Below are 23,210 nucleotides of genomic sequence, written 5' to 3' on the forward strand. Positions count from 1 at the left end.
GGTAGTCCGTGTTGCCCGGTACTACAGTTCGCGTCCTTGGTCCTGTTGAATTTGGCGCGACTGCGCCGCTGCGCGTTCGGCTTGTTCCTTGGCGGCGTCCTTCCGCTCTGCCGTTTCCTCGGTTTGCGGCTGTGGCTGTTGCTGGGCCGCGAGTCGTGCTGCATTCCGTTCGGCCGTGATTTTCTCCAGTCGGCTGCGGAGACGTGGTTTCTCCGTCTGCGCCGGCGTGATGGCGGCCGGTTCCTGGGCGTTGGCTTCCCTGTCAGTGTCGGAAGCGCGCTGCGCCGGTGACTCGGGGGCGTGCGTGTCCTTGCTGCGCTCTACGGCGTGCAGTGCATCGAGCGTCCGGTCTTGGTCGGTGGCGTGTTTGGGAAGGGCGCGTGCGCGTTTGGAGACGGTCACTGCCTGGTCGTGGAGTTGCTGGCCTATTTCTTCGTTTCGGAACCGTTCTGGCACTGGTGTGGCCTCCGTTTCGGGAACGTTGTAGCGGGCACGGAACATTTCGATGCTGGCAGCGGTGTCGCGCCATTGTTGGGCCGCATCTGGGCGTGCCGGGACAGGGCCAAGTTTCTGTGCCCAGTCCGGTGGTGTGGCCGCCAGAAGGTGGCCGCGTTCGTCGAACCTTGCGGCGAGGACTTCGCGGCGGGCTGCGAGTTCTTCCTTCCAGGCCTGGGGCAGGTACGGGCTTGCTGCTGCACGTGCCGGGGCGATCCATTCCGGCAAGCGGTCGGGTGTCTGCACGGGGGTGGCAGGGCGTGGTGTGAGGGTGCGGAGGCGTTCCTCCGCCCGGGCGCGGGCGGCGATCGTTTCGTGTCCCCACGCACGCTGGGTGTTGGCCCTGGCGGCGGGGTTCTTCCCGTGGACGCTGCGGCTGCCGCGTTCGGCGGTTTCGGCCGTGCGCTGGGTTTCTTTGACCTGCTGGTTGCGGATCCGGTGTTCGTCCTGGAGCGCGCGCAGCTGCTGGTGGGCGCGGCGGGCCTGTGCCGGGTCGTTAATGGATGATGTTTCGCGTGCGGTGAACCGGGTGGTGAAGATCCGGCGTTCCAGTTCGGCGTCGGTGAGCTTGCCGTGCCGGCGGTTGGTCCAGTGGTCAGCTGGTTTCGGGCCGTGGATTGCAGCTGCTTCACGGGCGGCGCGTGCACCGGCTTCGGCTTCTGCCCGGAGTGCGGCCAGCTGGTCATCGGTCAGTCCTTGCAGGGGTCGTTCACCCACTTGGGCGATCAGCTCGGGGGCTTTGTCCACGATCTTTTCCACGCGCCAGGCGAGGACAGCGGAGAGGTCATCGGCGGTCTGGAATTCACGTTGGCCAACTGCGGTGCGCAGCAACCCGACGGTGTCCCAGCCGCCCTGTTCGGCCTTGGCCAGGTGCGTGGCTACCGCTCCCCAGGACTCGGCGTTGATGAACTTCTCTGCGTCCGGTCCAAGGATCTCCCGTGCCATTGCGGCCATGCGGAGGGTGTTGGCTTCTTCGTTGACGTAGCGGTATTGATCGGCCAAGGTTAGGGGCGAGTTGATGCGTTCGTATTCGGTGGCCATGGTCTCGTGTGCGGAGGAATCCTGGCTGTGGTTCCCCGCGATAGCGGCCAGAACACTGTCCCTGTCTTGACCTTCCTCGACGGCAACGAACAGCACGTTCTCGTCCCGGCCACGCGTAGCGGCGACGTAGGCGTTCTCACGGGTGGTGGAGGCATCGAGGATCGGGATACCAGCATCTTTGGTCATGCCCTGGGCACGGTGGGTAGTCAGGGCGTAGCCAAGGTGGACGTGCTCTGAGACGTACTCGGCGGGGAGACGGATGGTCCCGTCGTGCTCGAGGTGGCTGACCGACAGGGACCCGTCTTCGTGGGTTTGTTCGACGGTCCAGAGGTCGCCGTTCTTTACGACGTCGCGGCCGCGTTTGACCTTCAGCTGGGAATCGTTCAGACGGGTTACTACGTGGTCCCCGGCCCAGACGTGGGAGCCGTCGCGAAGCTGCACGGAGGTTCCGGTGCCGGCGACTTCTCCGGTTTCGATCCGGTAGGCCTGGGCACGTTCGGAGAGGCGTTGGGAGCTTTCGTTGGTCGGTGCCATCATCACCGCGGCGTCGCCCTGGTTCAGGCGGCTCTGCCACAATCCGAAAGCCAACCCTTCAACGGTTTCGATGCTTCCGGCTTGGACGCGTCCGTTGTCCTTGTACCAGGCGAACGGGTCAGTTTCGTGTTCTGTGGGTGTGCGCAGGAGCAGGGATGCTTCTGCTTCTTCGGGGCTGTGGAACCGGTGAATGGTTTCCAGTTCGGTTGCGCCGACTTCGTTGATCAGCAACCGTAGTGCGCCGCCGGCTTGGACGGCGGAGAGCTGCCGGTCATCACCGATGAGCCGGACGAGTCCGCCGCCGGCTTCCACTGCCCGCACGACGTCGGCGAGTTTGCCGGTGCCCTGCATGCCGGCTTCATCGACGATCACGAGGGTGCCGGGGGTGACTTTGTAAGTCTCGTTGGGGCTGAGCAGAAATTTGTCTGTCGTCCCGGCGGTGATGCCAAGTTGTTCGCCCAGGTTCGCGGCTGCCACGGCGGAAGGCGCAAGGCCAATGACCCTGCCGCCGGCGTGAGTGATCGCTGCCCGGACCAGGCCCATGGAACTGGATTTGCCGGTACCGGCGGCTCCGATACCCACGGCCAGGAGTTTCGATGAGGTTGCGAACTCGCGTGCGAGTTCGATCTGTCCTGCGTCCAGCGGGTGGGACTTTTCTCCGGTGGCCACGGCGAGGTTGTAGGCCTCCACGGCGGCGTTGAAGTCTTGCATGGATGCTGCCGGGATGACGTCCTTCTTCCCGGCGCGCAGGAGCAGGTTTTCGTTTTCGAGGATTTTCGTGGAGGTGTACCGGGTGTCGGTGCGGTGGTTGAAGTCGGCTGTTCCGGCGTTTCGGGTGAGTGCTTCGAACCGGCCGTGAACCTGGTCCGGTGTGATGCGAACGGATACAGTGCGGAGGCTGTGGGAGACAACCCGTTCAATGGTTCCGGCCGGGACCGGGCCGTGTTCAACGGCGTGCTCGCGTGCCCATCGGTTGGCCTCGGCCATGACGTTTTGCGCCGTCCAGGTGGAGCGTTTGTCCGAGACCGCGGCGACGATCTGCCGCGCTGTGGCGTCAATATCAATCTCAGTGACGGCAGGGCGGAGGGTCCGGGAACGGGTACCGGTGATGCGTTTGAGGTCCTTCTCCGTGAACAGGGCCGCGGCTTCCTGCCGCCATGCTTTGGCCTGTTCGGCGAGGGTCTTGGGCATCTCTTTGTCGGGCCGGGTGTCCAATGTCGCGGCCTGGGCGAGTTTGATCAAGGTGGCCTGGTCGGGGCTGTGGCCGTGCTGCTCTTCGTACGCCTGACGCAGTTCCGTCAGGCTCGAACGGATGCCCGTGCTGCGCTTGGAAAACAGCGCATTCAGTTCCCGCGGCACGGCCGCTACTTCCATGACGGGCTGCTTGGACCCGTTGACGGTGCGGGCTTCGAACTCCACTCCGTGCTCTTCCAGGTAGGCCTGTATCCGGGTGTTGTAGTGCTCCGAGACGGCCACCGCGGAGCGGTGCAGCAGCTTGCCGTCGATGGTCTTCCAGTTCCCCTGAAAGTCCTGGACCTTATTGGAGACCACAAGGTGGGTGTGCAGGTTCGGATCCCCCAGACGTGAATCGTGGTGCCGGAAGGCCGTCGCCGTCAGCCCGCCTTTGACGGAGGTCTGGGCGATGCCGTTGGTACCCAACCGCGTCGCCAGGGCGTGGGTTTCCAGATACTCCACGGACTGCTTGAGAGCGGCCTGGTGGGCTTCTTCGACAAGACGGCGAGTGTCGGCGTCCCCGAGAGCCCACAGTACGGAGATGCTTTTGACGGGAGTGAAGGTCAGGTCGTATCCGGCCACGGCGTTCTGCTGGGGTCGCAGCTGCGCGGTGATGTACCTGCCCAGTTCTTCCTTCGAAGCGGGCGGGCGTCCGTGTCCTTCACGGAACATCACAGCCCCCGCGGTGGCCCGTATACGGTGCCGCTCCCCCGCGTTGGGTTTGCGGCCCTGCATGCGTTCGAAGTCGCTCTCGCGAACGCGGATGGCCTGTGCCAGGGCGTTGTCTTTGGGGCCGTAGTCGTAGTAACGGCGACCCAATTTCGCCTCGGCCTGGGCGGTCTTTTCTGCCGCTTTGGCGGGAAGCCGCTCGGCCAGTTTCGCGGCGAGGATGGCTTCGTATTCCGGGTGCCGGCCCTGCCCGAAGAGATTGGCCATCTGGGCTTCGGTGACATTCCCGGACACTCCCAGCGCTTCAGCTCCGCGCCCGAGCCACTGACCCGGGGGAAGACCCTGGAAGGTGTAGTAATCGCCCAAGTGGCGGTCGCCTGCGCGCAGCTCATCACCGCTGGCGGTCTCCTGCGTGTAGTACAGGTAACCGGTGCCAGCACTGAGAACGTGCAGCGACATCATGCCCCGACTCTAGCGGAATCGGCCTCATTTATTCGAAATGCAAGAGGTGTGACTGAATTTGGCGTTTTGAGCTTGATGCGAGCTGGCGAGTATCGGTTCGAAAAACGTCGGATTCGAGTCCATCATTCTGATGCGAGTATCCACATGAAAAGCGGCAGCTTTGATTGTTGATACTCGCTGGCAGGGGTTATGCACAGCCCGAAAAACACCAGTGGTGCCATGCCTGGCCAGGGCAAGCTGTGTCTAACCCCTGCCAGCGAGCCACCGACCGCCCGCAACGCCCCGTCGGCGCCTCGGGTTGAACACGCGTGGGCTTCTAACCGTTAGGTTTCGGGGTGCCCGGGGGCGTTCTGCAAGAATGGGGAACGGAGACAGTAAACCGACCACACCACAGGGGGCCGTGATGGCTGGCAAGACACGCAACACGATGATCGTTCAGGCACGCCGGAAGACCGAGGAGTTGGCCGCGAAACGGCGCGAACGTGAAGCGACGCTTCACTCTTTGGCTACCGACTACCACGCCGCAACGATGATGGCCGAAGCAGGAGTCGAGGAAGCCGAACGGCAGGCAGCCGAATTGATCGCTACGGCGAAGAAGAACGCGGCCGCAGCCATTGATGATGCGAAGGAAACCGTTCGGAAGATGCTCGCCACCGGTGAGACCAGGCAGGGCATCGCCGAACTCCTGGACGTGAGTGTTTCCTACGTCCGCAGCATCGACGTGGCCACGCCGAAGAAGGCCAAGGCCGGCGCCGGTGCTCCGACTGCCGAGGCGCAGGGATCAGAAGAGAGTGGGAGCGTCGGGGTCGTGGCCGGACATGAGGGGTCGGATCACTGACTCATCCCATCCGTGCTCTTTCAGCGCATCACGGAGCTGCCGTGACTGAGCGGTGAAGTTCGCGCGACCGACGCCACGCCAACGCCATGAATGGGCGTTGGCGTGGCGTCTCTTTTGTGACCGGTCAATCAGGTTCTCGGCCTGCGTGCCAGGGAACAAGTGACTGTCGGGCCCACCCGTCGCGCGGATGCAGATCGGAATATCGCACGAGTGCATGAGCTTGGTGTCGGGATCCAGCTGTTCTCCGGTCAGCAGCAAGTGCGCGAAGCGTTGGGGCCGGAGAGCCTGTTGACCCGTGGCGGTTTTGATCCAGTACCGGCCATAGCCGTCATCACCGACCGCGCCGGTCCAGAGCCAACAGTCATTCTCCCGCGGTCCTTTGATGACCTTGGACCAGAACCGGGCCGCGTCCCGCGTCATGGACACGGCTGGTTCACCAGCGACGCCAGCGGCGTTCCAGCCGGTTCGCGGCGAAGAAGAAAGCGACCATGAACAGCGCCGGTGGCACTGCTTGGAGCAGGCTCTGACCGAGCCAGGCCACAACGGCGGTGACCAAGGCGATGACGCCGGCCGCCTTGCAGAGGAAGATCAAGATGACTTGGCCGGCGGCCACCGGGTGCGTGAGTGCGTAGATGATCCAGCCGCCCAGTGCGACGGCGGCGAACGCTGCGAAGAAGATCAGAACGACAGCCATGATGTGCCCCCTAGCGATGGGCTGATGCGTGGACGGCGGTCTCAGCAGTTCCAGCGGCCCGCCTTGCTCCTTCTGGCGTGGTCGGCGGCCGCGGTGAAGTCCTCGCTATAGGCAAAGGGCTTGCCGTAGCCGGTTGCCTCGGCGTGACCTTGTTCGAGGATGGTGCGGTTGGTCAGGGTGCCGTCGGTGGTCCAGACGTAGGCAAGAAGCCGGTCGTACTTGTCGCGGACCCCTTGGGCGGGATCCGCTGAAAGAAAGACCTGTTGCCCGTCCAGAAGTGAGTGCAGATAGATGGATGCTTCCGGGCCGCCGCACTCCACCGGCGCGTCTCCCTTGACGCTCTCCGGTGCGTTGATGCCCACCAGCCTCACGCGAGTGCTGGTGCCGTTGCAGCTGATCCGAATCGTGTCCCCATCGACCACCTTCTCCACGGCATACGGGCCACTGGCCGTGACTTGAAGTGCCGGCGGCCGCGTCGCCGTACCCGGCGCGGTACAAGGGACTTCCTGCAGCGGTGCCTGACTGCCGGCAGGAACGACCTGCGGTCCGCCCTGGGCCGCGCAACCGGACAGGGCAAGAACAGCCACAACACTGCCAAGCAGCAGCCGGCCCCTGTACTGGATGGCGGTCACGGGTGGTCCTCCTTAGCAGCTGTTTCGGCGCGGGTCCGTCGCCCTGGACGGAGTTCGCCGGCTTCAACTCCCGGCCATTTCCGGCCGTCGTTATACTTGCGCTGAAGCCGCCGCAGTTCCCGGCGTGCAGCTGCTTCAACGAAGTCCGAAATGGACACATACCCCTCGAGCTTCCCGACGGCTTGGACCGCTGCGCGGATCTGCCTCAGGTCCTCTTCCGTGAAGTAGGGGCCTTTCTTCTCCAGCGACTTCTTCATGGTCTTTGACCTTCCTGGGAGTGGTCGATTCGGCTTAGAACGGGGGTTCGGAGTCGGGCCCGTTGCCCCAGGAACCGGCGTTGGTCCGCGAGTTCGTAGCCCAAGGATCGTCCTGCTGGACAGGCTGCGCGGTGCTAGGCTGGTTCCCGAAACCTCCGCCGTTTCCACTGCCCTGATTGCTGCGCTGCGTACGGTTCACTTTCGCATTCGCGTAACGCAGTGAGGGGCCGATCTCGTCTACCTCGAGTTCTATGACGGTGCGCTTTTCGCCTTCTTTGGTTTCGTAGGACCGGGACTTCAACCGGCCGGAAACGATGACGCGCGTGCCCTTGGTCAGGGACTCGGCGACGTTCTCAGCTGCTTCCCGCCAGACACTGGCGCGGAGGAAAAGCGTCTCCCCGTCCTTCCACTCGTTCGACTGCCGATCGAAGGTCCTGGGAGTGGAGGCGATCGTGAAATTCGCTACCGCGGATCCCGACGGGGTGAACCTCAGCTCGGGGTCAGATGTCAGGTTTCCGATGACGGTAATGGTGGTTTCGCCGGCCATGATGGTTCCTTTTCCTCGTGTGCTGTTGGTGTTCTCGGTGTGTGTGCTGGTTTCGTTCTGAGGTTCGGTCCCACCCGGTTCATCGTGGGTGAGGTCGTTGGGTTGGTGCTGGTCTGCGGTGTGTTTGTCCCAGAGACCGCCGGCCCCGATGGGGGCCCGGTTGATCGCGTCAAGGTAGCGGTCATCCTCGACACTGAGGGGGATGCCGTAGTAGCCGGCGAAAGGTTCCTCCTTGGCGTCGGGGTAGATCCTGCCGCTGGGGTTGGTTTCCCGGAACAAGTCCACGTCCAACGGGACCCGCGGGCTGATCTTGAACCCGTCCACAGGGTGCGGGGTGGTCACGGTCCTCACCCTGCTTGGTGGTTCATGCCGTCATCACTCTGGGCGAGTTCGGCGATGCGGACGCTCAGCCGGGCGGTGAGCTGCTCTTCAAGGAGATCGCGGTTGCTGACCTCGTACCTGCTTTCGTTTTCCTCGTCGTAGAAGACGGTTGAGGCGCCGTAGAAGCGTCCCTCGGCCGGAGTTGCCGGGGAGTTCAGGAACGCAAGCCCGAACGCGGCAGCCTGGACTTCGGGATCGGTGCGAAGTTCCGCGGGAACACCCTGTTCGTCCAGAATTATGGTGATGGTCTCGGCGGTGATGGGCGTGTTCATGATGCCTCCTGGTGGCTTGCGGTGGTGTGGTTCATGGCGGCTTGGACGAGCTTGTCGCGGCGTAACCCGGACCAGTGGTCCTGGTCATCGGAATTGTTCACGATGACGGGTGCCTGGGAGTAGCCGAGCTCTTGGGTGATGTATTCCAGCGCTGCCGGCACTTCGGTGATGTCCACGGGCGTGTAAGTGATGCCTTTGGAGTCGAAGTACTCCATGGTGCGGTCGCAGTTCGGGCAACCGGGCTTGGTGTAAACCGTGTAATCGGTGATTGAGGAAGTCATTTTCAGTCCTGGGTTTCGTATCAGTTTGGTTAGGTTCGTCTGGCTGACTTGCTACTACTATTCTAGCTTTTATCCAATTGGATTTAAAGGTTTTTACCCTTATTTCCAGGGGTTTTTGACTGGCTTTTGGTATTGATTTTCTGGTGATTTGGGCGTCTGGTGAGTTTGGGAAGTGTCATCTTCAGAAGCTAGCTGCACAAACGTCCAAAGTCGTCTGCACAGCCACTACATGCCAGGGAAGGGATCCCCAAATGACCCGATTCGCTGCGTGAATAGATCAAGCCATACGCTCTACCCATGAGTGACGTAACGGTGGTTATCCGCCCTGCTGGTGCGCGGACCGAGATTCTAAATCTGCCGTATGAGGGCAGGGGTGCTGGCTACTCGATTCTGGGTGACATGTTCAAGGCATCACGCAGCGGCCAGGTGGAGTACAACCGTGGAGTCTGGTCCGTGTCGCGACCTCACACGAGCGCGGTCATTCTAGGGCTGGTTGATCGCTACGGGCGGGTCAAGGTCATTCAGCACGGCGGCGTCGACAAATGTGTCGAGCAGTGCTGGAGACGCGGCAAGACCGAGAATACCTGGCTGTGTGAATGCGCTTGCGCAGGCAGGAATCACGGATCCGGCGTGCCATACGCGCACACGGCGGGAGGCAACGGGCCGGCGGGGGCCCTCTCGGTTCAAGCCAGTGAACCTCGTGAGTTTTACGTGCCCTAGTGGGCTCCGTTCAGCTACGCCTGCCTCTTGTCTGCCCTTTCCGCGCCTTCCTCCTAAACAGGAGCAGCGGACAAAAGCACCACATTGCAGGGAACTATCGACCGAGCAGTGCTCTAAAGTCCTCTGCATAACGCCTATAACCACGGGAGCTTCTGTGCAGTCAGCTTCGGAAAATGACATTTGGGAAGATTGCGGGTAGTAGTCCGGTGTGACTCCCCCGGCTTCTTTAGCAGCTGACTGGCCGTTGGGTTCTTGTGCCTGTGTCAGGTGATTACGGTTGCCCCGATGTGTCGTCAAGGCTGAAAGGAACTGTTCCCCCGCGGGTGGTGGGTCGGCGGGGATTGGCTTGGCCCATGGGTGCTGTGGCCGGTCGTTCTGCTCTGGTAGCGAACTGATCCTGGTTGTGTGGGGCGGGCCGCTAGCCTTGGGTTTACCGACAGAAAGGTTCCTTGATGTTCTATCTTGTTCGCCCTGATATGAGGCTTCAGTGGGTTGATCTTCCAGTGAGGACGACCTTGGAGATTATTGAGGAGCACGGTGGTGATCTAGGCAAGGTCGAGTGGTTGGACGCTGAGCGGCCGATTGATCAGTACACCGTGCCGTTGGCGTTGCGGCATGGGTATGCGTGTTCTGCCGGCGTCGCTGTCCCGGCCGTAGTTTTCACGACAGTTGACCGTCCTGCGGATATGGCGAAGACGTATCAGGATCTCTTGCGGGCGGAAGCAGCCGTGGCCGGCCAGGACGAGATCATGGAGGCTTTGATGCCCGGATGGAAGGAGTCCGGGGAGAAACTTGCCGGGGAGGTGCACCGCAGCACGGAGGCTTCGATCAAGAAAGCGCAGGCTGATGCGGATGCTCTGCTGGCCGCTGACCCTAAGCCGGAGTTGGTTGAGCACTGGGCGCGGCTGGGTGGATCCATCAGCTGATTTTTCCGGGTTAAAGGGTGAAGGGCCGGCACTGTAAGTGCCGGCCCTTCCTATTTTCCCTCTGCAAAAGGAAATCTGTGGTTCAGTCTACAAGACTGAAGTCTTGCGCGTCAGCGCGTGGTTCCTGGGTGGGTTGCCCGGTGGCGGCGCAGGAGAAGGTAGGTGCCCAGGGCGAGGAAGGCTCCGATCGCTGCTCCGAGGATTAGGCCGGTGATGCTGCGCATGTTGTTCAGCAGGATCAGGGGCAGGGAGATGGCTGTGACGAAGCCGATGTGGAACGGAAGGGTGTCGTTGTCGTCATCGAGGTCTTCCATTCTGGAGTGAGCGATCATCCATCCGATGCCCAGATAGATTGTGGCGATGGCCGCGAAGATCAACGCACCTATCATCACTTGGTCAAGGATTGGGGGCAGTCCAGGGAAGATCTCGGCGAGAGTGACCCCTGGGGGTGTCTGGGTGTTCATGGTGATTCCTGTCTGTGCTGCCATGGGATGAGCCTAACGGTGACCTCCGACAGACTTCTCTGTGGTGGGGCGATGGAGTAGCCAGGTGGCCGGCGGGGCGCGGCTGTCGGTGGGCGTGTGCTTGGTGGCGTTGCACGGCGGTCCGTCGCAGGTGATTGGCTGCTGTGGTTCGCCCTGGGCGTCGGACCGCCCGACGTTTGGGAGGTTCCCGGCCCTGCCGTGGTGAGTGGCCGGGGTCTTGCCGGGCGGTGAGGGTTCCGCCCGGCAAGGGGCTTAGGCGGCTTGGGGTTCGTCCGCGGGTTCGGTGGTTTCCTCGGTTTCTGTCTTGGGGTCGGTGAGGATGATCTTTTCGACGTCGCTGGGTTCGTATCCCCATGCCGTGAGCTGGGTGAGGTAGTAGCGGGTGTTGCTGTGGCGAGTCCGCCAGCTCGTGCGATCGATGTTTGCCTCGTAGGCGGTGATCATGGTGGCGAGGGTGACCGTTTCGGGTTTGGTGGTGGGCTTGTCGACGTAGGCCGTGAACTCGCCGTAGCCGGTGCCGGTTCCCAGCAGTTCCGCCGTGAGTTCGGTCTTGTTGAAGGCCTTGGTCAGGATGTAGCTGGCGTGGGCAATCGTGTGGGCGATGAACTTCTGGGCGTTCTTCGGCAGGGCCTTGCGTGCCAGCAGGGTTTTGACGAACTCCCTGCGAACTACCTCGGCCGAGTCCATGGCTTTGTTGTTTTCGATGACTTCCCGGCGTGCGGCTTTTTCCTCTTCGGTCATGCCTCCTGCCGGGGCCTTGCCGTCCTTCCGCAGCCCGCGGGCCTTCCAGTCAGCTACGGCGAACTGTGTCACCAACCCGCTGTATCCGATGCCGACGTAGACCGCGTCAGCGTCCGTCTCGCTGACGCGTTCGCCCTCGCGGGTGGTCAGTGTGGAGATCAGGGCGGCGGGTCCCTTGTAGTCGTAGTAGCGGGGATCTTGTTCCAACACGGTCAGGCCTTTAGCGGCAGCCTCGGCGCAGGCTTCGGCAAGCAGGGCGTTGTTTCTGCGCTCGTCCCGGAGCCGCTGCGCCCGGTGGGCGAAGTTCCCGGGGTTCTCGGTGGCGAGGCGTTCGAGCGCGGCCACCGCGTTGGCATCGTCCGCGAATTCCTCGATCACGGCGGACTGCTCCAGCGTCAGGCCTTGGTCCAGGGCCCGGGTGGCGGTGGTGTTCGCTTTGACCTTCAGCGCGGTTTCGACAACTGCCTTCTTGGCCCCCATTTTCCGGGCGATGACGCTGGCGCTCACGCCCAGCAGAGCCATTTGGTGGAACGCTTCGGCACGGTCGCCGTCGGTGAGTGCGCTGCGGTGGTCGTTCTCCACTACCTGCGTGGCGAGGCGTTCCGCTTCCTCGGGAGTGGCGCCGACGAGCACGGGAATGGTCGCCGCTCCTGCCTCAACGGCTCCAAGGGTGCGGCGCTGTCCCATCAGGACGTGCACGGTTCCGTCCTCGGTCCGGTGGGCGACGACGGGCACAAGCACGCCATGTTCTTTGATGCTGGCCACGAACTCCTTGGTGAGTCCGGCCTCCTTGCGGACGTTGGTGTCCACCGTCAGAGTGGTGGGGTCAAGCAGTTCGAGCGTGGGTGTTGCGTTCATTGGTTTTGTGTCCTTTGCAGAGGATTGGTGAGGGAGCGGTGTGACCCGGCCAGCTACTTGCTTTCCTCCCCCGTTGTTTTTTGGCTGCTGGCGAAGCTTGCGGAGCTGTGGCCGACGGAGGCCTGTCTACCCTTGGGCAAGGTGTGGGAAATTCCCGGAGGAAATAAGCGACGCAGGAGCGCCGTAGGGACATTTCCTGCACCGCAGGCCCCGGAGCCTGCGGAGGGGCTAGACGGGGTGGAGCGGACACATAAAATCCGAAGGACAGCAGCCAAAAAACGTCGTAGACACAACAGGACCGGGCACGGCGGAGCTCTGCGACGACGGGACCGGGCCCAACAGCCGGCCACGGAGCGAAGCGGAGTGGACGCCCAAAAGGAGTGCGAGCCCCGCGAGCATGCTCCTCCCCTGGCCACCGGGGATCCGCCCAGGTTAATCCCGGCCCGGGCTTGCCGCACGCCCCAGGTGAGTAGTGCCGGCCCCGTTGCGGGAACGGCGGTCCGTCGCCGGCAACCACCCACCCAGGGCAAGCACCTGCGGCGGACCGCCCGCCCTTGCGAGGCGAACGGCCCACCCTCGGGTTTATGTGGCGCTGTCGATCTTGGTGAGGATCGCGTTGGTGGCTTCCTCGGTCTGGCGCTGCAGCTCCTTGATTTCTTCATCGGCCGGGGCAGCTTCTATTTTCTCGAGCTGGACCTGCCACGTATCCAACGCTGTGAGCAGTTCGGGCGTGAAGGTTGAATCCGGTTTGCCCTGTAGCCCGAAGTAGTAGAAGGCATCCGCCATTCCCGGGTGGCCGATCCTTGCGGCGGTCTCGGCTGCTTTGTCGCGTTGGCCTGCCTCGTGGTGGGCTTCGTAGTCGAAGTCGCCGTCTTCATCCCAGAAGTTCGTCATGGTTCTGTCTCCTCAAAACTTGGGGGGTGGCCGGGAGCTGGTCCCGGCCACCCCGAGGGGTTTAGGCCGCTGGCTGGGTGAGCCGGGTGTCGAAGAGTGCTTCGGCGCGGCGGATCAGATACTCCGGAACGTCGACGTCATGGCTGAGACCTTCTCGGCCCAGGAACACGGCGTTCCCGGTGACGGGCAGCTCAAGCCCGGTTTCGTGGAGCAGCTGCGCGGCGCGGACGTTTGATGGTCCGGTCGTTTGCGTCTCGGCGTTCAGGTAGACCTGCCAGTCGCCTCTGGCGATGCACTCCAGGCCGCCGCCGACGATGATTTGAAGGCTGCTGTGCCGTGCGTCGAGGCTGGCGACTGTGACGTTCTCGCTGAGTCGCGACGGGATGTACAGCGCAATCAGGTGGTTAATCATGGTTTTGTGTCCTTTGCAGAGGATTGGTGAGGGAGCGGTGGGACCCGGCCAGCTACTTTCTTTCCTCCCCCGTTGTTTTTTGGTTGCTGGCAAGCTTGCTTGCTTGGCGGCCAGCGGAGCCCTGTCTACCCGCAGGGCAAGGTGTTGGAAATCTTCGAAAGGAAATAAGCGAAGCGCCGTCGAAGAATTCCAGTGCCGCAGGCCCCGACTGCTTTTGGAGGGGCTAGACGGGGTGGAGTGGACGTCTACAATCCGGAGGACAGCAACCAGAAAACGTCGTAGACAAACAGGTGTTGACGGGCAGGAGCTCTGCGACGGACCGGCATCACCCAACAGCCGGCCACGGAGCGAAGCGGAGTGGACGCCCGAAAGGGGTGCGAACCCGCGAGCACGCTCCTGTCCTGGCCCGCTCGGATCCGCCCAGGTTAGTACCCGCCAAGGCTTGCCGCACGCACCAGGTGAGTGGTGCTGGCCCCGTTGCGGGAACGGCGGTCCGTCGCCGGCAACCACGCGCCCAAGCCGGCCACCTGCGGCGGACCGCCCGCCCACACAAGGCGAACGGCCCACCCTGCTTACGTGGCGCTGTCGGTCGGGCGGGTGTTGAATCGGCGGAAGTTCGCGGCGATTTCTTGGGCGATATCAGCCATCGGGGTTCCCGGCGTGATGGTCTTCTCTTCGTCGGCGGAGAACTCCACCGGTTCGCCGTCGTCGTCGTAGTGGTCCGGGCCGTAGTAGAGCTCAGCGGTGGTGAACTTGGATTCCAGGGGGTTCTTCCAGCTGAATGATCCGGGGCCAACCGTGAAGGTGTGGCTGCCTTCGCTCTGAAGGAAAAAGGTGGCGGTGCCTCCGCCGGTTTGTTCGACGTGAAGTTCCAGGCCTTCGGCTTTCATCGCGTCCACCAGGTCACGCGCGGGAAACCATTCGCTCTCTTCGGCGGCCTGTCGGGTTTCGGGGCTTTCAGTCATGGTTCGGTCTCCTTTACGAATGGGGTGGTGGCCGGGACGCCCGTCCCGGCCACCGGCTGGTCTAGCTGGCGAGTAGTTCGGCCAGTTCTGCGGCGTCGGAAACCAGTGCTGCCGTGCCTTCTTTCAGGAGCCTGTGGCAGCCTGCCGAGTTCGCGCTGTGCACGCTTCCGGGTACTGCCGCCACATGTCGGGCAATGGTTTCGGCGTGGTGCGCGGCGTTCAGCGCGCCGGAACGCCACCGGGCTTCGACAACACAGGTGACCCCGGCGAGGGCGGCAATGATGCGGTTCCGCTGCAAAAAGCGGTAACGCGTGGGCGCGTTTCCCGGGGGCTGCTCTGAGACAACCAACCCGTTGGCCCTGATCGCGGCCGCGAGGTCGGCGTTGCCGGACGGGTAAACCCGGTCAAGGCCTCCGGCTGCAACCGCGATGGTCGCCGGTCCGGTGCCGGTAAAGCCAGCAAGCGCGCCACGGTGGGCGTGCGCGTCGATGCCGTAGGCCAGGCCGGAGACAATGCAGATTCCACGCTGGGCCAGCCCATGAGCCATCTCACCGGTGACAGCTGCGCCGTAGCTGGTGGAATCGCGGGAACCGGTCAACGCTGCCGTGCGCTGTACCGCGGGGATCCCCTGGGTGATGTTCCCGACGTACCAAAGCCCGTACGGGGCATCAGGCAAATCATCGAGGCCGATAGGCCAGTGTTCATCCCCGGGGATAAGGAAACCTCCGCCCAGTCGTTCGATGGTGGCGAGGTCCCTTTCTGCGTCCACGTCTGGGATCCGCTGCGCCCAGCGGCGCAGCCCTTCGTTCAATTCCTCTTCGCCGATGTGGCGGAAGGTGTGGGGCGGTTGGGCGCCGGTTGCTACCCTCAGGGTCGCGTAGGCGCCCAAGGCGTGGACAAGCGCTCGGCCAGTGGAGTCCTGGGAGTCGAAAAGACGAGTCAGGGCGGCGCGTGCAATGCGGTCGTTCATGGTTTTGTGTCCTTTGCAGAGGAATGGTTGGTGAGGGAGCGGTGTGACCCGGCCAGCTACTTGCTTTCCTCCCCCGTTGTTTTTTGGCTGCTGGCGAAGCTTGCGGAGCTGTGGCCGACGGAGGCCTGTCTACCCTTGGGCAAGGTGTGGGAAATTCCCGGAGGAAATAAGCGACGCAGGAGCGCCGTAGGGACATTTCCTGCACCGCAGGCCCCGGAGCCTGCGGAGGGGCTAGACGGGGTGGAGCGGACACATAAAATCCGAAGGACAGCAGCCAAAAAACGTCGTAGACACAACAGGACCGGGCACGGCGGAGCTCTGCGACGACGGGACCGGGCCCAACAGCCGGCCACGGAGCGAAGCGGAGTGGACGCCCAAAAGGAGTGCGAGCCCCGCGAGCATGCCTCACTCCCGGCCACCGGGCATCAGGGTCATTTGGGTCTGGAAGGCGAAAGAGCCGGCACGTGGGTGCCGGCTCTTTCTGTTTTCTCTGCAAAAGAAATTTGTGGGGGCAGCTCGGTTGCTGCCGTGCTTTACAGCTCGTCTAGGCGGTGGTCTTCCAAGGGCCGGTCAACGGGTCCGGTGACCGGTCCGACTGTGAGTAGGCGCAGTTCCAGGACGTCTTCGGCTGGGCTTGCGTCGGGGGCAACGGTGTCTGCCTCGGTCATGCGAATCTCATCGGCCACAGTATGGTCCTGCCTTCGGGTGTTGGACTGCTTGTCCTTTTACCGTATCGGCTGTTCCTGCGGTTTCACTGGAAAGTCGCTACGCCCGCGGCAGCGTCATCGCGGCCGGCGGAGCGGAGCGGGGGAGGCCGCGCGCGCCTGGGCGAGATCCCGATGGGTAAGGCCGGACCCTTGGTGTGGGGTCCGGCCTCTTCCGGTTAGCGGCCTATCTTGCGGGCATAGGCCTTTTTCGGATCACGCACGCAGTCAGCCATCAAGCCGCGGCTGACCAGATCGGCCATGAGTTCAGCGAACCGGTAACCCTCGACGTCCTCCAGCGCGAGCTTGAAATACCGGCCCGCGAAACTGGACTTTCCTTTCAGCCATTCCGTCCAGCCGATCACGCTTAGCATCGGGGCGCGTTGTCCTTCGGGGGTGACTTTCATCAGCTCGAAGACAAGTTCCTGGGCCGTGTCCACGCGGTTCCAGTCAGGACGGGCAATGAACACACCGAGCAGCACGGAGGTGAACTGATCCGGGGCGTTGGTGATGATGTCCGCCATCAGGTAATCCCGGGTGATGGGGTGCTGCAACGCTCCTGCCAGTTCCAGCGCGGCCTCGTGGGTGAGTCCTTTGGGGTTTTCTAGGAGTTCAGCCCATTGGGTGCGGCGTGCTTCGGTGTCCTCGGGCCATCCGTCGGGTTTGTGCGCGGCGATCGTTTCGCGTGCTGCATCCTCGCCGGTGAACGGCTCAGGGGCGGTGAAACCGGTGACGTTGCTTCCCCGGTAGATCATGGAGGTGTTGCCGGTGCTGTTGGTGATCTCGTCCAGTGAGCGCTCGGTGCAGCACGCGCTGTCGGTGCACAGGTAGTTGCTCCACACTTCCGAGGTCACCATCCATGCGTCTTTCAGGGGCATCCGCGCTGTCTCCAACTCGGTGCGCAACGCCTGAACGTGCTCGGAGAACGGGCGGGGTTCGGCCGTGGTGTTCTCGTCGGTGTAGATGACCAGCAGGGTCCCGGTTGCCGCTTCGTCGGCTGTCGCGTAGCTGACGACGGTTTGGGCGAACGCCTTGGGTTCGAAGCAGAGCGGGGCATCAAGGCGCAGCGTGGCGCCGAGTGCGTTGCCCTGCATCGTGATCAGGACGAAGGATTCCTTGGGGGTCTCGCCCAGCATGTGGGGGACGTAGGCCAGGATGTCGGCCGGGGTGCTGATGTTGATGGGATCGTTCACTGGTTTTGTGTCCTTTGCAGAGGATTGGTGAGGGAGCGGTGTGACCCGGCCAGCTACTTTCTTTCCTCCCCCGTTGTTTTTTGGCTGCTGGCGAAGCTTGCGGAGCTGTGGCCGACGGAGGCCCGTCTACCCGCAGGGCAAGGGCAGAAAAATCTTGCGGGATCCGAGCTAGCGAGGATCCCTGGCTAAAGAATTTTCGGACCGCAGGCCCCGACTGCTTTTGGAGGGGCTAGACGGGGTGGAGTGGACACGTACAATCCGAAGGACAGCAGCCAAAAAACGTCGTAGACACGACAGGGCCGCGCACGGCGGAGCTCTGCGACGTCGGGACCGGGCCCAACAGCCGGCCACGGAGCGAAGCGGAGTGGACGCCCAAAGGGGTGCGAGCCCCCGCGAGCATGCTTCTCCCCTGGTCGCCGCGGATCCGCCCAGGTCAATCCCGGCCCGGGCTTGCCGCACGCACCAGGTGAATAGTGCCGGCCCTGGGCGGGAACGGCGGTCCGACGCCGGCAACCACCCACCTAAGCCGGCCACCTGCGGCGGACCGCCCGCGGTGACCGGCCACGAAAGACCGGCCACCCACGGGTCTACTCGCGGCGGTCGTGGAGCGGGATGGCTCCGTACTGTCCGGCTGCGCGTCGGAATCGTGAGTCGCTGCTGAAAATGAACGTGCCACCGAACATGTACCACGGGGCGGGTTCGTCCTCTGCGGCGACTGGCTCGGCATGGGTCGCGGTTTCGCGGTGGAAGCTCTCGTTTTTGACGAGCCGGACGGCGGGCCGTTCCTCGGTGGCTTCGAAAACTGGGTCGATGCCCTCGCCGATGACGGTTACCTCCATGACGCGGGCGGAAATGCCCTGATTGGAGAAGTCCGTGCCCAGGGCGTCGCGGTAGATCAGGGCGGTGATGCCTTTGGGGGCTGTGGTGGCGTTGCTCATGTGCTGGCTCCTTTGAAGTGGTGGGGGATGTACTGCCCGGCTCTGGCCGGGCAGTACATCGGTTCTCAGTTCCTGCTAGAGGAACGTGGGGCGGTGTTCTGCGGCGAACAGGACGGCCATGGCTTCGTTGTGCCAGTCCAGTGCCGCGTATTGCCGGGTGGTCTCCAGTACGGCTGGGTTCACGTGCGCCTCGGCGTTGACGGCTGCGGCCATGCCTCGGATGTGCGCGGCGAGGTCTTCGGCTCCGTCGGCGCTGTAGGCCACGGGGGACTTCTCCACGATTGCGGCGAGGGTTTCGAGGAAGACCACGGCTTGGGCCGGGCTGTTGGCGATGCTGCGGTTTTCGGTCATTGTCCTTGGTCCTTTGCTGGTTTGTTGCTTGCCGGGCGGTGAGGGTCCGCCCGGCAAGGAGACGAGGTCTGCTAGGCGACGGCTGTTTGGAACGTGGGCGGAATGCGGTAGCGGCTGGGTAGCTCTGCGGCGGCTACGGGCAGGTCTGCCGGGCCGTGGGCTTGTCCGTTCTTCCAGTGGGAAAACGCCTGTTCTGTGATCGCGTCCCAGTACCGGGCCTTGGTCCGGTAGAACGTCGTTTTCACGTCGCCCTCGCAGTAGGTGGCCATGCCGAACAGGTTGCCGATCGCGTCGGCGGTGCGGGTTCCGGCGACCATGACATAGGGCCACTGGCCCAAGTCCCAGCCGTCAGAGCCCCAGCTGGGGATCACGGCCCAGCCGTGCTCTGAGATGAGTTCCATCCAGTCGTAGCCGTCATTCATGTGGTAGTTGCCAAGCACGGTGACACTGTGGATGGTTTCGCCGGTGTCCTCGGTCGTGATCGTCTCAACGCTGATTGCGTTCATTGGTTTTGTGTCCTTTGCAGAGGATTGGTGAGGGAGCGGTGTGACCCGGCCAGCTACTTGCTTTCCTCCCCCGTTGTTTTTTGGCTGCTGGCGAAGCTTGCGGAGCTGTGGCCGACGGAGGCCTGTCTACCCTTGGGCAAGGGCAGAAAAATCTTGCGGGATCCGAGCTAGCGAGGATCCCTGGCTAAAGAATTTTCGGACCGCAGGCCCCGGAGCCTGCGGAGGGGCTAGACGGGGTGGAGCGGACACATAGAATCCGAAGGACAGCAGCCAAAAAACGTCGTAGACACACAGGACCGGGCACGGCGGAGCTCTGCGACGTCGGGACCGGGCCCAACAGCCGGCCACGGAGCGAAGCGGAGTGGACGCCCAAAGGGGTGCGAGCCCTGCGAGCATGCTCTCTCCTGACTCTTGTCAGGCTGGGTTGGTTGGTACGGTGAAGATGTCAGAAGGTGAGACTGACTGTGGGTCCTAAACCGGACGGCTCGAAGCGCTCTTACTGGGCAACTGGAGGATGAATGAGCGATTTGCCGAAGTACCGGCACGGTGGCAGAGACAGGAACAACTACGGTCCTGATCTAAACCTCCGTCGGAAACGTCGCGGGCTTGTCTTCGCCGTGGTCTTTGGCGGCTTATCGCTCCTAGGGCTGCTGGTGTGGTTCGTGTGGGCAGGTCTGGGCGCCCTGGCCCAGTAAGGGGCGGGCCCCGTCTGGCAGACCCGCCCCCAATCCGGTCTAGCCCTTGGGGACTTTCGAGTTGGCGCGGTACGCCATGATCGCCGCTCCCAGTGCTGTGAGCGAGAGAACGAAGTTCACGATGGTCAGCGGTTCCATGAGGTTTCCTTATCGGTGAGTTGGACTTAGTCTGAGAAGGAGCCGGTGGCCGCAACCGAAGCGGTCACGACCACCGGGTTTCGTAGCTACACCTACTTCCTTGCTTTACGCTTACGCTTCCGAGTTGCACCTCGGGAGCGTTTGCTTGTTAAGCGCGCGTTCCGCGGGAGAGTAGAGCAATGACAGCTGTCATCAGGCTCACGACCGAAGTCGCGAGCTTGATCGCTTCGTCGATGCTCATGTAGCCACCTCCTTCCTGCCCCGCCGTGCGAGGCCCCCGCGTCGCAGCCGGTCGAGGGTGGGCCGTCAACCCCGAAGAGTGACCGGGGAAGCCCGCGAAATAAGGGAGCGCAGCGACCGCGTGGGATTACTCGGTTGCGTGGGTTGACGGGTCGGGCCCCCGGACGGCTACGATCAGTGGCCTTGTACGGAGAACAACCCAGCCCCATGTAAGGCAAAAAGAGGCTTTTACAGCCCGAAGCGCAGCGAAGGTCCGTTCTGTTCTTGATCCTCTAGGCTGGGGCCATGGACAAGAAGAAAGCAGCGCTGACCTGGGCGCTTTTGGGGACTGGCTTCCTTGTGTACAGCCTCTACTGTGCCCTGACCACCGGCGGCACCTGGTATCTCATTGCCTCTGCCGTGATCCTGATGGTTTCCGGCGTGGTCTGCCTAGGAAGCGCGGCGTCAGATTATGCGACGCCCGGACCCGCAGCGCTACTAGACACAGCAACACTCAAAGGAGCAGCATGCTTGGTTTCAAAGTGAACGTCCGGAAAGAAGACAAGAGCGCCGAGCTGGAGATCCAGGGCTTCCCGGATCAGGAGACGGCCGAAGGTTTCGCGAACGAAGTTCACGAAACTTTGCTGGTGTGCAAGGACGAGAACGAAGAGATCACCGGATTCGAAGTTGGCCGGCCCGGCCCCATGGAGCCCCGTGAAGGCGCTCCCGAAGCGGACATCGAAGACTTCATCGATCAGATCACCATGTCCGTCATGAGCCCTGAACCAGCGAACCTGGTCAAAGGAGAGCCTCCGGTGCGTTTCGCTGTTGAGCAACCGATGACCTGGTAGCTCAGCGGGCGGCGCTCATCACTGGTCCTTTAGGCTGAGCGCATGGACGAGTCCATTCCGCGGGCACTACAACCACCGGTTGCTGTTGCCCTGGCGAAGCTCGTCAAGACCTTCCCCGGCCCTGCTGCCCTTCCGGGCGGGATTTGGGCAGAGCCCAAATGGGACGGGTACATTCACTGCAGTCTGTCAATCATTGGCCCATCGGCCAGATGCCGAACTGTTAGCTGCTGGCGCATTAATCAGATCCGGCTCGAGGTCAGCTGCTGACCACGCTCAATCCAAATGTCTCGGGTGGACACCTGTAATCATCAGGATCGGCGGCAGGCATCCTAGCTGGCCTGAAGATGATGTGATGCGAAGTGCACGTTTCCTAGGTACGGCTTGCGAAGAGTTGTGCCACTTGGGCTGGTTGGAGGGGTCGTGTGGCGTGGCCCTGGAGGAGAAAGAACAGTCGTGCTGTTTCTTCTACTTCCTCAACGGCGTCGACTGCCTTTGCCAAGGAGGGCGCGGAAACGATCGGTCCGTGGTTGGCCAGCAGCAGGGCACGGCTCGATGCTGCGGCTTTTTCAGCACACCCTCCCAGTCCGTGGTCTCCCGGTGCAAAATATGGCAACCGGACCAGCCGTCCCACCCTCATCACAAAGTACGCCGTCAAAGGGGGCAGAACGTCGCCGTCGTCCAGGTCCTCAAGGCATGAAAGGGCAGTGGCATATGGCGAATGCAGGTGGACTGCGGCGTGGTCTTCAGGCCTGGCCCGGTACATCGCCAGGTGCAGGAATGCCTCTTTGGAGGGGCGGGCCCCGGACAAGTGTTCGCCGGCGTCAGAGACCATTGCCAGATCGCCTGTTCTGAGTTCACCCAGGGAGGCGTTGGTGGGGGTGATCAGTATTCCTCTGTCCACGCGGGCGCTGAGGTTTCCGGAAGTTCCTCTGGTCAGGCCTCTTTGGTGCAGTGACCTGGCCAGTCGAACGAGTTCATTGCTGATATCCAGGTCAGTCACCGGTTGTGCTCCCATGCGTCAAGGAAAAGTGCGGGAGTTCCGAGGTTTCCGGATTTGAGCAGGATGGACAGCTCCGGGTCAGTTTCTGTTTTCAGCCACGGCACGCCTGGGGAGACTTCCTTCCCGACATGGGCGGTGGTGATGCCGAGCCTGCGGACTACAGCGCCGGAGGTTTCTCCACCGGCGACTATGAGTTGGCGGATACCCAAGCCGACGAGCCCTTCGGCGATCGCGGAAAGGCTGTCTTCGGTGATTTCCGCGGCCCGGGCCTGTCCGAGTTCCTTTTGAGTTCTCGAGACTTCCTGTGGAGAGGCGGTTGAATGGATCAGGATGGGGCCGTCCGTAAGATTTTCGCGCGCGAACAGCAGCGCTGCGCCGACGACGTCGTGTCCTTCGGCGATGGCAACAGGGTCGACCAGGAAGCAGGGGCGGAACTGCCGGAATGTGTCGATCTGGACGTTCGTCATCTCCGAGCAACTGCCTGCGATGACGGCGGCCGGGCCTGATGGCCGGGCGGCACGCCCCGATTCCGGGTTGTCGCGGTGCCCGCGGGCAACGGCCAGCCCTCCTACGAGCCCTGACCCGCCGGTGACAAGCGGGTGTTCGAGCGATGCGGTCCCCAGCACGGCGAGGTGGCGGTCAGTAAGTGTGTCGACGACGGCGTAGTCGGCACCTTCGCCGCTGAGGCTCCGGAATTGGGATTGAACTGACGGGGCACCGGCTTCTATGACGCTGTAACCGAGGTGGCTCACGAGGTTTTTGCTTTGGGCCTGAAGCAGCCTTGGCACGCTCGAATCCGTCATCGGGGTAAGCGGGTGGTTGCGCATGGATGATTCCTGCAGGAGGTCCGTGCCTACGAACAACACACCGTTGTACACGGTCCTCCGTAGTGCCGGGGTTCCGGGGGCGACGACTGTGATCTGGCCGGTGGGGACGAACTCTTTGCGGAGGGCATCTGCCACAGGGCCGATGTTGCCTTCCGGGGTTGAGTCGAACGTGGAGCAGTATTTGAAGTAGAGCTGCTGAACGCCTCGGGATTTGAGGGCACGTGCCGCCGCCAGGGACTCTTCTACAGCCTCAACGGCTGGAACGCTGCGAGTCTTCAGGGAGACCACTATGCAGTCAACGTCGTGCAGCTGCATCACGGGATCGGGAATACCAAAGGTCTGCACTACCCGCATTCCGGCACTCACAAGAGTGCCGGCCACATCGGAGGCTCCTGTGAAGTCGTCGGCGATAACTCCCAACCATGGGAGATTCGCATTCATTTGAGTGTTTGACATGGTCAAGTCCTTGTCGGTAGGGACG

27 protein-coding genes are annotated in these 23,210 nt (G+C 62.8%); 6 read left to right on the top strand and 21 right to left on the bottom strand.

What is annotated here, in order from left to right; all coding sequences use genetic code 11:
- Positions 1 to 21: 21 nt before the first annotated feature.
- Positions 22 to 4,434: a MobF family relaxase gene (gene mobF, locus M1D89_RS01120; protein ID WP_498643281.1), complete on the bottom strand. Its 4,413-nt coding sequence runs from the start codon at positions 4,432 to 4,434 to the stop codon at positions 22 to 24.
- A gap of 403 nt (positions 4,435 to 4,837) precedes the next feature.
- On the opposite strand from mobF, the gene M1D89_RS01125 reads away from it, so the two are divergent.
- Positions 4,838 to 5,272, top strand: a complete 435-nt coding sequence (locus M1D89_RS01125; RefSeq protein WP_498643283.1) for a hypothetical protein — start codon at positions 4,838 to 4,840, stop codon at positions 5,270 to 5,272.
- Here M1D89_RS01125 and M1D89_RS01130 read toward each other — a convergent pair.
- From M1D89_RS01130 to M1D89_RS01160, 7 genes are read right to left on the bottom strand one after another with little or no spacing between them, the layout of a single operon-like run.
- Positions 5,216 to 5,692: a hypothetical protein gene (locus M1D89_RS01130; RefSeq protein WP_498643285.1), complete on the bottom strand. Its 477-nt coding sequence runs from the start codon at positions 5,690 to 5,692 to the stop codon at positions 5,216 to 5,218. The genes M1D89_RS01125 and M1D89_RS01130 overlap by 57 nt on opposite strands.
- A 13-nt stretch (positions 5,693 to 5,705) precedes the next feature.
- Positions 5,706 to 5,966 carry a chemotaxis protein gene (locus M1D89_RS01135; protein ID WP_498643287.1) on the bottom strand — a complete coding sequence of 87 codons (261 nt, stop codon included), beginning with the start codon at positions 5,964 to 5,966 and terminating at the stop codon, positions 5,706 to 5,708.
- Between the two features lie 41 nt (positions 5,967 to 6,007).
- On the bottom strand, positions 6,008 to 6,598 hold the full coding sequence (locus M1D89_RS01140) for a thermonuclease family protein (RefSeq protein ID WP_498643289.1): 591 nt from the start codon (positions 6,596 to 6,598) through the stop codon (positions 6,008 to 6,010).
- Positions 6,595 to 6,855 carry a ParB family protein gene (locus M1D89_RS01145; RefSeq protein ID WP_498643291.1) on the bottom strand — a complete coding sequence of 87 codons (261 nt, stop codon included), beginning with the start codon at positions 6,853 to 6,855 and terminating at the stop codon, positions 6,595 to 6,597. The genes M1D89_RS01140 and M1D89_RS01145 overlap by 4 nt, the downstream gene beginning before the upstream one ends.
- A gap of 34 nt (positions 6,856 to 6,889) precedes the next feature.
- A complete protein-coding gene (locus M1D89_RS01150; RefSeq protein ID WP_498643293.1) occupies positions 6,890 to 7,744 on the bottom strand; it encodes a single-stranded DNA-binding protein in 855 nt (284 codons plus the stop codon).
- A 5-nt stretch (positions 7,745 to 7,749) separates the two neighbouring features.
- Entirely contained in the window at positions 7,750 to 8,055 is a 306-nt protein-coding gene (locus tag M1D89_RS01155) for a hypothetical protein (RefSeq protein WP_498643295.1), read from the bottom strand.
- Positions 8,052 to 8,336: a glutaredoxin family protein gene (locus tag M1D89_RS01160; RefSeq protein WP_498643297.1), complete on the bottom strand. Its 285-nt coding sequence runs from the start codon at positions 8,334 to 8,336 to the stop codon at positions 8,052 to 8,054. The genes M1D89_RS01155 and M1D89_RS01160 overlap by 4 nt, the downstream gene beginning before the upstream one ends.
- Positions 8,337 to 8,633: 297 nt before the next feature.
- On the opposite strand from M1D89_RS01160, the gene M1D89_RS01165 reads away from it, so the two are divergent.
- Both M1D89_RS01165 and M1D89_RS01170 read left to right on the top strand, forming a co-directional pair.
- Positions 8,634 to 9,056 carry a hypothetical protein gene (locus tag M1D89_RS01165; protein WP_498643299.1) on the top strand — a complete coding sequence of 141 codons (423 nt, stop codon included), beginning with the start codon at positions 8,634 to 8,636 and terminating at the stop codon, positions 9,054 to 9,056.
- Positions 9,057 to 9,571: 515 nt separating this feature from the next.
- Entirely contained in the window at positions 9,572 to 9,982 is a 411-nt protein-coding gene (locus M1D89_RS01170; protein ID WP_498643301.1) for a hypothetical protein, read from the top strand.
- 110 nt (positions 9,983 to 10,092) lie between these two features.
- On the opposite strand, the gene M1D89_RS01175 is transcribed toward M1D89_RS01170, so the two are convergent.
- The 11 genes from M1D89_RS01175 to M1D89_RS01225 all read right to left on the bottom strand — a co-directional run bounded on the left by M1D89_RS01175 (position 10,093) and on the right by M1D89_RS01225 (position 18,999).
- Positions 10,093 to 10,470, bottom strand: a complete 378-nt coding sequence (locus M1D89_RS01175; protein ID WP_498643303.1) for a hypothetical protein — start codon at positions 10,468 to 10,470, stop codon at positions 10,093 to 10,095.
- A 249-nt stretch (positions 10,471 to 10,719) separates the two neighbouring features.
- Positions 10,720 to 12,066: a ParB/RepB/Spo0J family partition protein gene (locus M1D89_RS01180; protein WP_498643305.1), complete on the bottom strand. Its 1,347-nt coding sequence runs from the start codon at positions 12,064 to 12,066 to the stop codon at positions 10,720 to 10,722.
- A gap of 582 nt (positions 12,067 to 12,648) precedes the next feature.
- Positions 12,649 to 12,960 (bottom strand): hypothetical protein, encoded by a 312-nt coding sequence (locus M1D89_RS01185; RefSeq protein WP_498643307.1) that lies wholly within the window; start codon positions 12,958 to 12,960, stop codon positions 12,649 to 12,651.
- A gap of 61 nt (positions 12,961 to 13,021) precedes the next feature.
- A complete protein-coding gene (locus M1D89_RS01190; protein WP_498643309.1) occupies positions 13,022 to 13,372 on the bottom strand; it encodes a hypothetical protein in 351 nt (116 codons plus the stop codon).
- Positions 13,373 to 13,944: 572 nt separating this feature from the next.
- A complete protein-coding gene (locus M1D89_RS01195) occupies positions 13,945 to 14,337 on the bottom strand; it encodes a hypothetical protein (RefSeq protein WP_498643311.1) in 393 nt (130 codons plus the stop codon).
- Between the two features lie 61 nt (positions 14,338 to 14,398).
- Positions 14,399 to 15,307, bottom strand: coding sequence for a DNA-processing protein DprA (gene dprA, locus M1D89_RS01200; RefSeq protein WP_498643313.1), 909 nt, complete (start codon positions 15,305 to 15,307; stop codon positions 14,399 to 14,401).
- A 533-nt stretch (positions 15,308 to 15,840) separates the two neighbouring features.
- Positions 15,841 to 15,975, bottom strand: coding sequence for a hypothetical protein (locus M1D89_RS01205; RefSeq protein WP_498643315.1), 135 nt, complete (start codon positions 15,973 to 15,975; stop codon positions 15,841 to 15,843).
- A gap of 215 nt (positions 15,976 to 16,190) precedes the next feature.
- Positions 16,191 to 17,204, bottom strand: coding sequence for a DUF4192 domain-containing protein (locus M1D89_RS01210; protein ID WP_498643317.1), 1,014 nt, complete (start codon positions 17,202 to 17,204; stop codon positions 16,191 to 16,193).
- Between the two features lie 587 nt (positions 17,205 to 17,791).
- Entirely contained in the window at positions 17,792 to 18,142 is a 351-nt protein-coding gene (locus M1D89_RS01215) for a hypothetical protein (RefSeq protein ID WP_498643319.1), read from the bottom strand.
- Positions 18,143 to 18,217: 75 nt separating this feature from the next.
- Positions 18,218 to 18,493, bottom strand: coding sequence for a hypothetical protein (locus M1D89_RS01220; protein ID WP_498643321.1), 276 nt, complete (start codon positions 18,491 to 18,493; stop codon positions 18,218 to 18,220).
- 71 nt (positions 18,494 to 18,564) lie between these two features.
- Complete coding sequence (locus M1D89_RS01225) at positions 18,565 to 18,999, bottom strand: hypothetical protein (RefSeq protein ID WP_498643323.1); 435 nt, start codon at positions 18,997 to 18,999, stop codon at positions 18,565 to 18,567.
- A gap of 518 nt (positions 19,000 to 19,517) precedes the next feature.
- Here M1D89_RS01225 and M1D89_RS01230 point away from each other — a divergent pair.
- The 3 genes from M1D89_RS01230 (at position 19,518) to M1D89_RS01240 (ending at position 20,902) form a co-directional block, all read left to right on the top strand.
- Positions 19,518 to 19,694 carry a hypothetical protein gene (locus tag M1D89_RS01230; RefSeq protein WP_156424667.1) on the top strand — a complete coding sequence of 59 codons (177 nt, stop codon included), beginning with the start codon at positions 19,518 to 19,520 and terminating at the stop codon, positions 19,692 to 19,694.
- A 663-nt stretch (positions 19,695 to 20,357) separates the two neighbouring features.
- The gene (locus M1D89_RS01235) at positions 20,358 to 20,597 is read left to right on the top strand and encodes a hypothetical protein (RefSeq protein WP_498643325.1); all 240 of its coding nucleotides are present in this window, start codon (positions 20,358 to 20,360) and stop codon (positions 20,595 to 20,597) included.
- Positions 20,579 to 20,902, top strand: coding sequence for a hypothetical protein (locus tag M1D89_RS01240; RefSeq protein ID WP_498643327.1), 324 nt, complete (start codon positions 20,579 to 20,581; stop codon positions 20,900 to 20,902). Before M1D89_RS01235 ends, M1D89_RS01240 begins: the two co-directional genes overlap by 19 nt.
- A 370-nt stretch (positions 20,903 to 21,272) precedes the next feature.
- Here M1D89_RS01240 and otnC read toward each other — a convergent pair whose 3' ends face one another.
- Together otnC and otnK are read right to left on the bottom strand one after the other, a co-directional pair.
- A complete protein-coding gene (gene otnC, locus M1D89_RS01245) occupies positions 21,273 to 21,902 on the bottom strand; it encodes a 3-oxo-tetronate 4-phosphate decarboxylase (protein ID WP_498643329.1) in 630 nt (209 codons plus the stop codon).
- Complete coding sequence (gene otnK, locus M1D89_RS01250; RefSeq protein ID WP_498643331.1) at positions 21,899 to 23,185, bottom strand: 3-oxo-tetronate kinase; 1,287 nt, start codon at positions 23,183 to 23,185, stop codon at positions 21,899 to 21,901. The genes otnC and otnK overlap by 4 nt, the downstream gene beginning before the upstream one ends.
- Positions 23,186 to 23,210 lie beyond the last annotated feature (25 nt).

The sequence above is a fragment of the Arthrobacter sp. D3-18 genome (genome assembly GCF_054408525.1).